Origin of the sequence: Streptomyces sp. NPDC005863, assembly GCF_042871345.1 — a bacterium.
In the GTDB taxonomy this organism is placed as follows: Bacteria; Actinomycetota; Actinomycetes; order Streptomycetales; family Streptomycetaceae; genus Streptomyces.
Map to the genome: position 1 here is coordinate 261,865 of NZ_JBIAII010000008.1, position 11,928 is coordinate 273,792.

13 protein-coding genes are annotated in these 11,928 nt (G+C 70.4%); 3 read left to right on the forward strand and 10 right to left on the reverse strand.

The features are described 5' to 3' along the window. Positions 1-674: 674 nt before the first annotated feature. A complete protein-coding gene (locus tag ACFYO9_RS27080) occupies positions 675-1,505 on the forward strand; it encodes an SURF1 family protein (protein ID WP_358777229.1) in 831 nt (276 codons plus the stop codon). Positions 1,506-1,539: 34 nt separating this feature from the next. Here the strand turns inward: ACFYO9_RS27080 and ACFYO9_RS27085 are convergent, their stop codons facing one another. The 7 genes from ACFYO9_RS27085 to ACFYO9_RS27115 form a co-directional block, all read right to left on the reverse strand. Then, the gene (locus tag ACFYO9_RS27085; RefSeq protein ID WP_358777228.1) at positions 1,540-2,793 is read right to left on the reverse strand and encodes a hypothetical protein; all 1,254 of its coding nucleotides are present in this window, start codon (positions 2,791-2,793) and stop codon (positions 1,540-1,542) included. Then, complete coding sequence (locus ACFYO9_RS27090; RefSeq protein ID WP_355810724.1) at positions 2,790-3,452, reverse strand: SigE family RNA polymerase sigma factor; 663 nt, start codon at positions 3,450-3,452, stop codon at positions 2,790-2,792. Before ACFYO9_RS27090 ends, ACFYO9_RS27085 begins: the two co-directional genes overlap by 4 nt. A gap of 387 nt (positions 3,453-3,839) precedes the next feature. Then, complete coding sequence (locus tag ACFYO9_RS27095) at positions 3,840-4,901, reverse strand: aspartate-semialdehyde dehydrogenase (protein WP_358777227.1); 1,062 nt, start codon at positions 4,899-4,901, stop codon at positions 3,840-3,842. Continuing rightward, positions 4,898-6,169: an aspartate kinase gene (locus ACFYO9_RS27100; RefSeq protein ID WP_355810719.1), complete on the reverse strand. Its 1,272-nt coding sequence runs from the start codon at positions 6,167-6,169 to the stop codon at positions 4,898-4,900. The genes ACFYO9_RS27095 and ACFYO9_RS27100 overlap by 4 nt, the downstream gene beginning before the upstream one ends. A 304-nt stretch (positions 6,170-6,473) precedes the next feature. After that, the gene (locus tag ACFYO9_RS27105; protein WP_358777226.1) at positions 6,474-7,412 is read right to left on the reverse strand and encodes a hypothetical protein; all 939 of its coding nucleotides are present in this window, start codon (positions 7,410-7,412) and stop codon (positions 6,474-6,476) included. A 303-nt stretch (positions 7,413-7,715) separates the two neighbouring features. Beyond that, positions 7,716-7,904: a DUF397 domain-containing protein gene (locus ACFYO9_RS27110; RefSeq protein WP_355810713.1), complete on the reverse strand. Its 189-nt coding sequence runs from the start codon at positions 7,902-7,904 to the stop codon at positions 7,716-7,718. Next, entirely contained in the window at positions 7,901-8,743 is an 843-nt protein-coding gene (locus ACFYO9_RS27115) for a helix-turn-helix transcriptional regulator (protein WP_388666643.1), read from the reverse strand. The genes ACFYO9_RS27110 and ACFYO9_RS27115 overlap by 4 nt, the downstream gene beginning before the upstream one ends. A 35-nt stretch (positions 8,744-8,778) precedes the next feature. On the opposite strand from ACFYO9_RS27115, the gene ACFYO9_RS27120 reads away from it, so the two are divergent. Then, positions 8,779-9,177 (forward strand): hypothetical protein, encoded by a 399-nt coding sequence (locus ACFYO9_RS27120; RefSeq protein ID WP_358777224.1) that lies wholly within the window; start codon positions 8,779-8,781, stop codon positions 9,175-9,177. Between the two features lie 33 nt (positions 9,178-9,210). Here ACFYO9_RS27120 and ACFYO9_RS27125 read toward each other — a convergent pair whose 3' ends face one another. The 3 genes from ACFYO9_RS27125 to ACFYO9_RS27135 form a co-directional block, all read right to left on the reverse strand. Then, positions 9,211-9,870 carry a DUF5063 domain-containing protein gene (locus ACFYO9_RS27125; protein WP_355810706.1) on the reverse strand — a complete coding sequence of 220 codons (660 nt, stop codon included), beginning with the start codon at positions 9,868-9,870 and terminating at the stop codon, positions 9,211-9,213. Further along, positions 9,863-10,462: a recombination mediator RecR gene (recR, locus tag ACFYO9_RS27130; protein WP_358777223.1), complete on the reverse strand. Its 600-nt coding sequence runs from the start codon at positions 10,460-10,462 to the stop codon at positions 9,863-9,865. Before recR ends, ACFYO9_RS27125 begins: the two co-directional genes overlap by 8 nt. Positions 10,463-10,532: 70 nt before the next feature. After that, complete coding sequence (locus tag ACFYO9_RS27135; protein ID WP_358709940.1) at positions 10,533-10,874, reverse strand: YbaB/EbfC family nucleoid-associated protein; 342 nt, start codon at positions 10,872-10,874, stop codon at positions 10,533-10,535. A 240-nt stretch (positions 10,875-11,114) separates the two neighbouring features. On the opposite strand from ACFYO9_RS27135, the gene ACFYO9_RS27140 reads away from it, so the two are divergent. Next, positions 11,115-11,915 carry an SLATT domain-containing protein gene (locus ACFYO9_RS27140; RefSeq protein WP_358777222.1) on the forward strand — a complete coding sequence of 267 codons (801 nt, stop codon included), beginning with the start codon at positions 11,115-11,117 and terminating at the stop codon, positions 11,913-11,915. Positions 11,916-11,928: the final 13 nt, after the last annotated feature.

Here is an 11,928-nt window from a genome sequence, read left to right on the forward strand (position 1 = left end):
CTATGGCTTCGCCGGTGGGGGTGCCGGTTGGGGCGGCCCGCTGAGGCCGGGGGGGGTGGTTCGCCGCCTGCGGCGGCCTGGCCCGCCGCTCCGCGGCGGATTGATCCCACCCACCCACCCGTTCACCCGGCACCGTCCTGTGCGGGGAGGCCGGGTGGGTGGGGGTTCACCTGGCGTGGCGGTGCGGCGGGCTCGTACCTGCACGGGGCGGTGCGGGGTAAACGGGTGGACGGGTGGGGCAGGCCGCCGCAGGCGGCGAACCCGCCCCGGGGCCCCCTCCGGCACAGGCTGAGCGTGCAGGCCCCTACCCGCACCGGACGGTGCGGGGTAAACGGGCGGGTGGGTGGGAGGCATCCGCCGCGCAGCGGCGGGGCAGGCCGCCGCAGGCGGCGAAGGATCCCTCCGGCGCAGGCTGAGCGTGCGGGCCCCTACCCGCACCGGACGGTGCCGGGTAAACGGGTGGGTGGGTGGGAGGCTTCCGCCGCGCAGCGGCGGGGCAGGCCGCCGCAGGCGGCGCCCCCCCCCCGGCCGCAGCGGGCCCCGGGGCGGCGGGCCCACCGGCCGGCGCCCAGCCCGCCGCAGGCGACCCGCCCCCGCCCACGGGACCCCCACCCGCAGGGTGACCCAGGGACCCCACGGCTCAGCCCCCCGCAGGGGCCCCGTACCGTGGAAGTGTGTACCGGTTTCTGCTGACGCCCCGCTGGTGGGGGATCAACGTCTTCGTCGTGCTGGCCATCCCCTTCTGCATTTTCATGGGCTCCTGGCAGCTCGGCCGCTTCGAGGACCGCGTACAGGACCACGAGTCCGCCAAGGACCAGGTCGCCGAGCAGGACAGGGAGCGGAACACCGAGGGCAGGCCCCTCGACTCGCTGCTCCCCGTCGACAAGGAGACCTCGGGCGAGCAGGCCACGGCCACCGGTCGCTACGGCAAGCAACTCCTCGTACCCGACCGTGAGTTGGACGACAAGCGCGGCTTCTACGTCCTGACGCTGCTCCGTACGGACGGCGGAAAGTCGCTGCCCGTCGTCCGCGGCTGGCTCCCCGGCGACGCGAGCGCCGCGAAGGCCCCGGCCGCCCCCCAGGGCGAGGTCACCGTCACCGGCGCGCTGCAGGCCTCGGAGAGCCCCGGCTCCAACGGGGTCAGCGCCGCGGGCGGCCTGCCCCGGGACCAGCTGGGCGCGATCAGCTCGGCGTCGCTCGTCAACCTCGTCCGCGACGACATGTACGACGCGTGGATCACCCTCGGCAAGGCCGACTCCGGCATGAAGGCCGTCCCGGCCGCCGCGCCCAACAACACCGGGCTCGACCTGAAGGCCTTCCAGAACCTCGGCTACACCGGTGAGTGGTTCGTCTTCGCCGGGTTCGTCGTCTTCATGTGGTTCCGTCTCTTCCGCCGCGAGGCCGAGTTCGCCCGCGACGCCCGCCTGGGCCTGCTCCCGGACCCGGACCCGGACCCGGAGGCGAACGAGGAGACGGCCGAGGGCAGCCGGTCCGTCGGGGCCTGACCAGCCCCGCCCCCCACACCCTCACACCCACGCCCTACGACGCCGGCAGGATCCCCGTCCGGTACACCGTCCCGGCGCACGCGTTCGGAATCGTCGCCCCCGCCGAGGGCGAGCCCGCCTCCGCGGTCAGGGAGACCACCACGCTGCCGTCGACCACACCGCCTTCGACGCGTCCCAGCTGCGGTTCCACGCCCTCGGGCGTGCCGCCGTCCGGGGAGCCGGTGGTGCCCTCCGACGGGGAGGGGTTGGGCGTCGGCTCGCCGCCGTCCGAGGGGCACGAGTCCGACGGCACCCAGACGAACCGCACCTCGTACGCCGCTCCGGGCTGCAGGACGAACGGGCTGGCCTCCTGCGAGGGGTCCGGCAGCCGGGTCGCCGCGTCGCCCGCCGTGTGGTCGACCACGGTGATCTTCGCGGGGTCGGCCCCGCCCTGCGCCACCGTACCGACGGCGCCGGCCGCCTCGACCGTACAGCTGCTGTCGGAGACGTTGGAGACGCGGAACGAGCCGTAGACCTTGTTGTCGGCCTCCGCCGTGCCCGCGCTGCCCGTGGCGCCGAGCTGGGTCGCGGCGCACGCCGGTGAGCTGGCGGCCTCGGAGGTGGAGGGGTCCGGCGATCCCGTACCGCCGCCGCCCGTGCCACCCTTCGCCTTGCCGTCCCTCTTGCCCTTCTTGTCCTTCTTGTCCTTGCTCTTGGACTTGCCGGGCTTCTGGCCCGCACCCTTCTCGCCGCCGTCGGGGCCCTTGCCCTGGCCCGAACCGCCCTGGGCGTCCTGGCTGTTGCCGGCGATCGAGGTGCGGTCGTCCGAGTCGCCGCCCGAGTTGGTGACGTGCACCAGGGCGGGGACGGCGGTGCCGATGAAGAGCGCGGCGGCGGCGAGGCCGACGACGGCCTGGCGCTTGCGGGCCCTGCGGGCGGGGACGGCCTGCCGCAGGTGGTCGAGGGAGCGCTCGCTCGGCTCGATCTCCTCCACGGCCTGCCGCATCATCCGCCGCAGCGCGAGCTCGTCGGACCCGAACAGGTCGGAGCCGGAGTCGGAGCCGGAGTCGGAGTCGGGGTCGGGGTCGGAGGCAGGGGTGGAACCGGCTCCGGTCGGGGCGGTCGAGCGGTCACCCGCCCCGGAACCGCCCCGTTCGAAACCGCCCCGTTCGAAACCGCCCTGTTCGGAACCGCCCTGTTCGGGCCCGCCGTCCTCGGGGCCCCCGCCCTCGGGGCCGTCGTGGTTCACGTCTGCGTCCCTGCCATGCCGATCAAATCCGCCCTGCTCATCACGCTTGCGCTCACTCATGCCGGCGCCTCCATGGCGACCCTCAGGGCCGCGATGCCGCGCGAGCCGTACGCCTTCACCGAGCCGAGCGATATGCCCAGGGTCTCGGCGACCTGCGCCTCGGTCATGTCGGCGAAGTAGCGCAGCACGAGGACCTCGCGCTGGCGCCGCTGCAGTCCGCGCATGGCCTTGATCAGCTCGTCGCGTTCCAGCTGGTCGTACGCCCCCTCTTCCGCGCTCGCCATGTCGGGCATCGGCTTCGAGAGAAGCTTGAGCCCGAGGATCCGGCGGCGCAGCGCGGAACGGGAGAGGTTGACCACGGTCTGGCGCAGGTACGCGAGCGTCTTCTCCGGGTCGCGCACGCGCTTGCGCGCCGAGTGCACCCGGATGAACGCCTCCTGGACCACGTCCTCGCAGGACGCCGTGTCGTCCAGGAGCAGCGCGGCGAGACCGAGGAGCGACCTGTAGTGGGCGCGATAGGTCTCGGTGAGATGGTCGACTGTGGTGCCCGCGGTCACGCGCAAGTCATCGCCCTCGCGCTGCGCCGGAATGCGGGCGGGCCGCGCTGCGGGCATGGGTGCGATCACCGGCATGCCACCGGTCGTGCGGGGTCGGCGAGGCGGACGCAGCGCCGCCGCGCCTCTCGCCTGTACCGCTGTGAAGTCGAGTACCTCTGCCACGCTTGTTGGACACGCTTCCCCCCATCAGGGTTGTACGCATCCGGGATCGCGTTTGCTGCATGCTCCGTGGGCACCGCTCGTGACGATGCATCAAATGCCCCCATGCGTACCAGCTCTTCCCCTATGCCCCATTTTTTCGACAGCGCTCGGGCCACCCCTGAGGGCGACCGCTAAAGACGCCCCCCGTCCCGCCGTCGGTTGCATTGATCAGACGCGAATCTTCGAACGCGGAGCTGGTCCAGTTCAAGCGATCGCCGTGACCAAGTTGGACACAGAACTTACACAGATCCCTCATAGGGTTCCGCTTCAGGGTGGTCCGTACCAATCAGTCGACGCCACCACGCCGCCGTACCTGTGCCCCGCGCCGTACCTGTGCCCCGCGACGGTTCAGCCGGCGGCCGTGAGCTCCGCGGCCACCAGCTCCGCGATCTGCACGGTGTTCAGCGCCGCGCCCTTGCGCAGGTTGTCCCCGCACACGAAGAGCTCCAGGGCGGTCGGGTCGTCCAGCGACCTCCGTACCCGGCCCACCCAGGTCGGGTCGGTGCCCACCACGTCGGCGGGGGTGGGGAACTCCCCGGCGGCCGGATCGTCGAACAGTACGACGCCGGGGGCGGTGGCGAGGATCTCGCGCGCCTTGTCCACCGTGACCTCGTCCTCGAAACGGGCATGAACGGTCGCGGAGTGGGTGGTCACGACGGGCACCCGGACACAGGTGGCGGCGACGCGCAGACCGGGAAGGCCGAGGATCTTGCGGGACTCGTCCCGCACCTTCATCTCCTCGGAGGACCAGCCGTCGTCCCGCAGGGTCCCGGCCCACGGCACCACGTTCAACGCGACCGGCTCGGGGAAGGGACCGGTGTCGTCACCGACCGCGCGGCGTACGTCGCCGGGGCTGGTGCCCAGTTCCGTGCCCGCGACGAGGCGCAGCTGGCGGCGGAGCGTTTCGATGCCCTCGCGGCCCGCGCCGCTCACCGCCTGGTACGAGGAGACGATCAGCTCGCGCAGGCCGAACTCGGCGTGCAGCGCGCCGACGGCCACGATCATCGAGAGGGTGGTGCAGTTGGGGTTGGCGACGATGCCGCGCGGCCGCACGCGCGCGGCGTGCGGGTTGACCTCGGGGACCACGAGCGGAACGTCCGGGTCCATCCGGAAGGCGGCGGAGTTGTCGATGACGACGACGCCCTTGGCGGCGGCGACGGGCGCCCACTGCGCGGCGACCTCGTCGGGTACGTCGAACATGGCGACGTCGACCCCGTCGAAGACGTCCTCCGACAGGGCAAGGACCTCGGTCTCCGCACCGCGCACGGCCAGCTTCCGGCCGGCCGAGCGCGGTGAGGCGACGAGTCTGATCTCGCCCCAGATGTCTGCGTGCTGCGACAGGATCTGGAGCATGACCGTGCCGACGGCCCCGGTCGCTCCGACGACCGCGAGCGTCGGCTTCCGGTTCATCGCCCGGTGCCTCCATAGACCACGGCCTCGTCCGTGTCGGAGTCGAGACCGAAGGCGGTGTGCACGGCCCGTACGGACTCGTTCACGTCGTCGGCGCGCGTGACGACCGAGATGCGGATCTCGGAGGTCGAGATGAGCTCGATGTTCACGCCGGCGTCGCTGAGCGCCTCGAAGAAGGTCGCGGTGACGCCCGGGTTGGTCTTCATGCCCGCGCCGACGAGGGAGATCTTCGCGATCTGGTCGTCGTAGCGCAGCGAGTCGAAGCCGACCGACTGGCGGGTCTTCTCCAGGGCGTCGATGGCCCGGCGGCCCTCGGCCTTGGGCAGGGTGAACGAGATGTCGGTCAGGCCCGTCGAGGCGGCCGACACGTTCTGCACGACCATGTCGATGTTGACCTCGGCGTCCGCGATGGCGCGGAAGATCGAGGCGGCCTCGCCCGGCTTGTCCGGCACACCGACGACCGTGATCTTGGCCTCGGAGGTGTCGTGCGCGACACCGGAGATGATGGCCTGCTCCACCTTGCGGTCCCCTTGCGGTTCGTTGCTGACCCAGGTGCCCTGCAGCCCGGAGAACGAGCTGCGGACGTGGATCGGGATGTTGTAACGACGTGCGTACTCCACGCAGCGGTGGAGGAGCACCTTGGACCCGGAGCTCGCGAGCTCCAGCATGTCCTCGAACGAGATCCAGTCGATCTTCCGCGCCTTCTTCACCACACGGGGGTCGGCGGTGAAGACGCCGTCCACGTCCGTGTAGATCTCGCAGACCTCTGCGTCGAGGGCGGCGGCGAGGGCGACGGCGGTCGTGTCCGACCCGCCGCGGCCCAGCGTGGTGATGTTCTTGCCCTCCTGGCTGACGCCCTGGAACCCGGCGACGATGGCGATGTTGCCCTCGTCGATCGAGGTCCGGATGCGGCCCGGGGTGACGTCGATGATCCGCGCTTTGTTGTGGACGGAGTCGGTGATGACGCCGGCCTGGCTGCCCGTGAACGACTGGGCCTCGTGGCCCAGGTTTTTGATCGCCATGGCCAGCAGGGCCATGGAGATGCGCTCACCAGCGGTCAGCAGCATGTCGAATTCACGTCCGGCAGGAATCGGGGATACCTGTCCGGCGAGATCGATCAACTCATCCGTCGTGTCGCCCATCGCCGACACCACGACAACGACCTGATGGCCGTTCTTCTTGGCGTCGACAATTCTCTTGGCGACCCGCTTGATGCCCTCGGCATCGGCTACGGAGGAGCCTCCGTACTTCTGCACGACAAGGCCCACGTGCGCTCCTCGCTCAATCCGTTGTGCGGTCGGCTCAGTTTAACGAGCGGTCGAAATTCGCCTCGGCTATACCACATCGTGAGATGTCCCGCTCACAACCTGATCACCACGGGCGTACGGCCCCGCTCTTCGGGGAGTACGTTCCGACCGCTCGGCTGGGCACATGCCCGCTCCGGAGCGGGCCACTCCGAAAGTGGGGCGGGTCACAGGGTCTGACGGGCTCTGGCGGGCTCGGGCCGGGGGCCTCAGACGGTGTAGTCCTTGAGCTTGGCGGGCGTCTGTGGCTGCCCTTCGGCACCGGACGTCACGCCTTGTCACTCTTGAGGCCCGCCGCGCGACGCAGCGCGTCGACTCGTTCGGTTACGTCGACCTGTGGCGCATGCCGAGGGGCAGGGAGGAACGTCGCCGGAAGGGCCCCGAGGGCGTTCCCCGCCGCTTCCGGCACGAGCTCCGTATAGCAGTCGACACAGAGACCCTTGTCGAGTCGCGCGCCGGGCAGGTATTCCTCGCACATCGTGCACATCATCACGGCACGGTCGATGCGAGCCCGGACGGCAGGCGGCGCCGAGGGCTTCGGGGGCATCTTCCTCTCCAGCCGCGTACGAGCGATCCCACCCGGGTTGTGGACGGTGTCAGGAAGTCCGCAGGTCATGGCCCTGACGATCTCGGTTACGGTGGCCCCTCGCGCCAACCACTCGGCCGCGAGTGCTTCCAGTGCCCGGCAGTCCGCCTCGGAGAGGGACATACGGGGGTCCGTGGCACGGAGACTCGTGAGAGCACGGTACGCGGGGCTCTCCTCCGGCGCGGCACCCGAACGGTCCGGGTTCTGTGGAGCGGCTTCAGCGGCTGAAGGATCCGTCTCCGGATCCGAGTCAGGGCCCCTGAGGTGGGCAAGCCCGCCTTGGTAGGCGGAAGTTACGTCACGTCCGTGCCTGGCCTCCACGAACTCGGTCCACCACTCCACCGATCTGGGCTTTCCCGACCAGTACGTCCTGGTCACCCAGCGCTTGGTGTTGTCCTCGGCGGTGATGTGCTCCTTGACCCAGCGGATGTGCCCGGCGAGGGACAGGCGACCCATTGATGTCCGCACCGCCTGCTGGCCGTAGTTGGGGTGCTCGGACGCGACGGCTTTGTGCCCCATGGCGGCACCTTCCTGAAGGTGGTGGAGGAACGTCCCGATCTCGCCGTCCCGTTGGCACACACGGCCGAAGTCGGCTTCGGTGTGCGGGGTTTCGTCATCCACGGAGCGCTTCCCGTACCCCGTTTTGGCCATCGGGTGGGACGGGGAAGGCAGGGCAGGATTAAGCTGGACACAAGTCACGGTCGATCCTCGTTCGACTCGTAGGACTAGGCCTCGGAATTGGTGTTGGCGCACCGTCCGAGGCCGTTCTAACGCCGCGAACCTAGGGCGGCTTTACGTTCCGGCGCAAGCTGACTACGGAACGTCACTCTTGAGGGTGACGGCACCCTCAACTTCCCTGCGTGGCTGGTTGGTTGGGCTTTTCCCAGCAGTGAACCAACCAGAAAAGAGCTCGGGGCCCGAAGCTCAAGCCCCGGGCTGAACTGCGCCGATGAACGCGGACCACGCGGGGGCGGTGACGGTTATCTCGGGGCTCGCGGGGAGTTTTGAGTCGCGGATGTGGAGGAACTCGCCGCGGTCCCGGGCGACTTCGAGGCAGTTGCCGCCTTCGTCGTCGCTGTAGCTCGACTTGAACCACTTCAGCGCATCACTCACTGGCCATCCACCATCCGCTCGATGAAAGGAGCTGACTTAGCGGGGCTGAGAGCCTCCGTGCGGATCATGCTAAGCCGCTCCGTCGTCGTGCAGACCACTTCCGGGTCATCGCTGAGTTCGCTCATCAGCGGCCCTTCCGCGAAGGCAAGCCTCTCGTGGTTGCGCGTCTCCAGCAGGACCATCGGCCCGAGCAGCGCCGCGGGGATGGCGGATGCGAAGGGGAGCACCTGGAGGGTGATGTTCCGTCGCTGTCCCATGTCCAGCAGGTGAAGCAGCTGCTCCCTGTCCACCTGCGGAGTTCGAAGCACGGCCTCGTACAGCACGTAACTGAAGGCCACAGGCGGGCTGCTGGCCAGCAGGCTCTGGCGCTCCAGTCGCGCGGCGATCCTGCTCTCGACCGTCTCGTCGTCCAATGGCGGATGGCGATTACCGATCAGCGCGGTCGCGTAGGCCTTCGTCTGCAACAGCCCCGGGATCAGGGTCGCTTCGTACGACCAGAGGCTGATCGCCTCCCGTTCGCGCTCCATGAAGTCCTGGGCCCGGGCCGGGAACTTCTGGCCCCGCACGTACCCCTTGGCGGCGCTGAGCATCCCCTGCGCACCGCACAACTCGTCCGCCGCGTCCAACACACGCGGCGTCGGCATGCGGACACCCTGCTCCATCGCCTTGATCGTGTCCGGCGCGTAATTGGCCGCAGCCCCGAGCTCCTCGCGACTCACGTTCGCCTTCATGCGCCACAACTTCAGCTGGTTCCCCCCGTACCGCCACGTCGGGTTGTACTGAACGGACACAGAGCCCACCTCCGACCGGTACACCCCGGCGTGTACCCCCTGGGTCACTACCGAGCGTAACCCGCGCCCCGCACGCTGTAGTCATGACGAACGCAATTCACTGGCCCGAGTGGGTCCCGGTGGCCGGGCACCAACTCCGCGTGTCCGGCGTCCACTTCGACGCCCTCCGCATCCAGGGCGTACGCGGGGAACAGGCCGCCGCCGGCCTGGTCGAGACGGCGGACGGCGACGCGGGCCCGGTCGTCTGCGAGGCGACCGGCTTCCGGTGGATGTACTTCCTCGTGGCGCCCGGCACCGCGAAGGACCACGCCTGGCCGCTCGGCGTACAGCGGTTCGGCGGCGCGGGGTGCCGCACGGTGACGTACATCGGCATCCCCGCCCTGAACGGCAACACCTGGCCGCTCCAGTGGTACTCGGAACCCACGCCGACGGCGCCCTACGTCGAGCCGGGGCGGCTGCTGTCGGTGCTGGGCGATCCGTAGGCCCTACCGGGGACGCAGCCCTCAGAGGTGGGGCTACTTGACCGTCCGCAGGCCCAGCGGGCCCGCGATTTCCTCTGCCATGACCTTGCCCGCCGCTTCCTCAAGGGCGTCTTCCGTCAGGTCCTCGTCCGTGTCCAGGCCGTCCAGGTCCTCCAGGGGCTGGTTCAGGCGGACGTGGGCCACCAGGGACTGGAGGGCGCGCAGGGTGCCCGATGCCGTGGAGCCCCAGTTCGAGAAGTAGGAGAACTGCCACCACCACAGGGCCTCCGAGGTGCGGCCCGCGCGGTAGTGGGCCAGGCCGTGGCAGAGGTCCGCCACGACGTCCGCCAGGTCGTCCGAGATGCGGCAGGCGACCGGGGCCTTGCGGGGCTCGTACGGGTCGAAGACCTCGGAGTAGACGTCGATCGGGTTCAGGAGCTCGGCGAGGCGCTCGCGGAGGTCGTCCACGTCCTGCTCCGGGCCGAGGTCCGGCTCGTACCGCTCGTCGGGGACGATGTCCTCGTGCGCGCCCAGGCGGCCGCCGGCCAGGAGGAGCTGGGAGACCTCCAGGAGGAGGAAGGGGACCGCCGAGTCCGGCTCGTCGCCCTTCGCGACCTCGCGGACCGAGACGATGAAGCTCTCGATCTGGTCGGAGATCTGCACCGCGAAGTCGTCCGGACTGTTGGTCACGGTGTTCAGCGTGGCGTCAGACATCTAGGAGTCGTCTCCCCTCGAAGGCGCGGCCCAGGGTGACCTCGTCCGCGTATTCCAGATCTCCCCCGACAGGGAGTCCGCTGGCCAGGCGGGTGACCTTCAGGCCCATGGGCTTGATCATGCGCGCGAGGTACGTCGCCGTGGCCTCGCCCTCCAGGTTCGGGTCCGTCGCCAGGATCAGTTCCGTGACCGTGCCGTCCGCCAGGCGCGCGAGCAGTTCCCGTATGCGCAGGTCGTCCGGGCCCACGCCCTCGATCGGGCTGATCGCACCGCCCAGGACGTGGTACTTCCCCCGGAACTCGCGCGTACGCTCGATCGCCACGACGTCCTTCGGCTCCTCGACGACGCAGATGACGGTGGGGTCGCGGCGCGGGTCGCGGCAGATGTTGCAGAGCTCTTCCTGCGCCACGTTCCCGCAGGTCGCGCAGAAGCGGACCTTGTCCTTCACCTCCAGCAGGCTGTGCGCGAGGCGGCGGACGTCCGTCGGCTCCGCCTGGAGGATGTGGAAGGCGATCCGCTGCGCGCTCTTGGGACCGACGCCGGGCAGCCTGCCCAACTCGTCGATGAGGTCCTGAACCACGCCTTCGTACAACGGAACGCCTTTCCTGAAGTCCTCTTGAGGGTGTCGGCTCTCTACGTACGGTAGTTGGCCGGGGGGTTTCTTAGAAGGGAAGCCCCGGGATGCCGCCGCCGCCCAGGCCCTGCGCCAGCGGGCCCAGCTTCTCCTGCTGGAGCGCCTGCGCGTTCTCGTTCGCCGCCTGGACCGCCGCGACCACCAGGTCCGCCAGCGTCTCGGTGTCCTCCGGGTCGACCGCCTTCGGGTCGATCACCAGGCCGCGCAGCTCGCCCGAGCCGTTGACCGTCGCCGTGACGAGACCGCCGCCCGCCTGGCCCTCCACCTCCGTACGCGCCAGTTCCTCCTGCGCGGCCGCGAGGTCCTGCTGCATCTTCTGGGCCTGCTGAAGCAGCTGCTGCATGTTGGGCTGGCCACCACCGGGGATCACGATCAGCTCCGTTTCGTACGGGTCCGTCTGGCGGGGTTCTCCGCCTGGAACGAGCCTACGTGGTCGGCGGGCGGGCCGCCCCAGCACTCTCGTCGGCACTCTTTCGAGTGAGATCGGCGGTATTCCTATACCTGATCAAGCGCCTCTTCCGGGCGGAAAAGCCATCAATCCGGTCTCGGGGCCACCCATTGGGCGGTAGGACTGAGCGTCGATACGCGCGATCTCGTAGAGGAGTACCGGGTGAGCCAGCCGGAGATGCAGCCCGAGGGGATGCCCCCCGAGGGGCAGGGTTCGGGGGCCGGTCCGGGTTCCGGGGCCGCGGGTCCGGGTGCGGGTTCGGGTGCGGGTCCGGGTCCGGGTGCGCGGCCGGGCGATCTCACCGGGCGGGCCTTCCCCCTCGGTGACTGGGGCGAACCCGCCGAGCGGCTCGACGAGCTGTACCGCTGGGTGGAGCGGGGCGCCCTGGACACCGCCGCGTGGTACCTCACCGACCGCGGGCGCAAGCGGCTCACGGCCCGGCTGCTTCGGGTGGGCGCCGCGCTGGGCGCCGTGGGCGGCGGGGCGCTGCCGCTGCTGGATCTGTCGGGGGCCGTGGGGCCCGTCGCCACCTGGGGGTTCGTCTCGCTGCTCGCCGGGGTGGCGTGCGTGGGGTGCGACCGGTTCTTCGGGCTCACCTCCGGCTGGATGCGGGACGTGGCGACCGCGCAGGCCGTGCAGCGGCGGCTGCAGGTGCTGCAGTTCGACTGGGCTTCGGAGAGCGTGCGGGAGGTCCTCGGGCCCACGGAGGGCACCGCGGGGGAGGCGGCCGAGCGGTGTCTCGGGGTGCTGCGGAAGTTCTCCGAGGACGTGACGGAGCTGGTCAGGACGGAGACGTCGGACTGGATGGTGGAGTTCCGGGCCGGGCCCGTGCCGCTGGCCATGCAGGCGCTGGTGCCGGGCGGGGGCCCGCCCCGGGAGGCGCCGGCCTCCCCGGGGCGGTTCCCCATGCCGCCCGGGGCCCGGCCGAACATGCCCCGGCAGCGGCCGCCGGAGCCGCGCTGAGCCCCCCCCTCCC

Excerpts from the sequence above, each read along its gene's own strand:
- ACFYO9_RS27095 (WP_358777227.1), bottom strand. The coding sequence starts at position 4,901 with ATGAACCGGAAGCCGACGCTCGCGGTCGTCGGAGCGACCGGGGCCGTC.
- ACFYO9_RS27085 (WP_358777228.1), bottom strand. The coding sequence starts at position 2,793 with ATGAGTGAGCGCAAGCGTGATGAGCAGGGCGGATTTGATCGGCATGGC.
- ACFYO9_RS27120 (WP_358777224.1), top strand. The coding sequence starts at position 8,779 with ATGACGAACGCAATTCACTGGCCCGAGTGGGTCCCGGTGGCCGGGCAC.
- ACFYO9_RS27125 (WP_355810706.1), bottom strand. The coding sequence starts at position 9,870 with ATGTCTGACGCCACGCTGAACACCGTGACCAACAGTCCGGACGACTTC.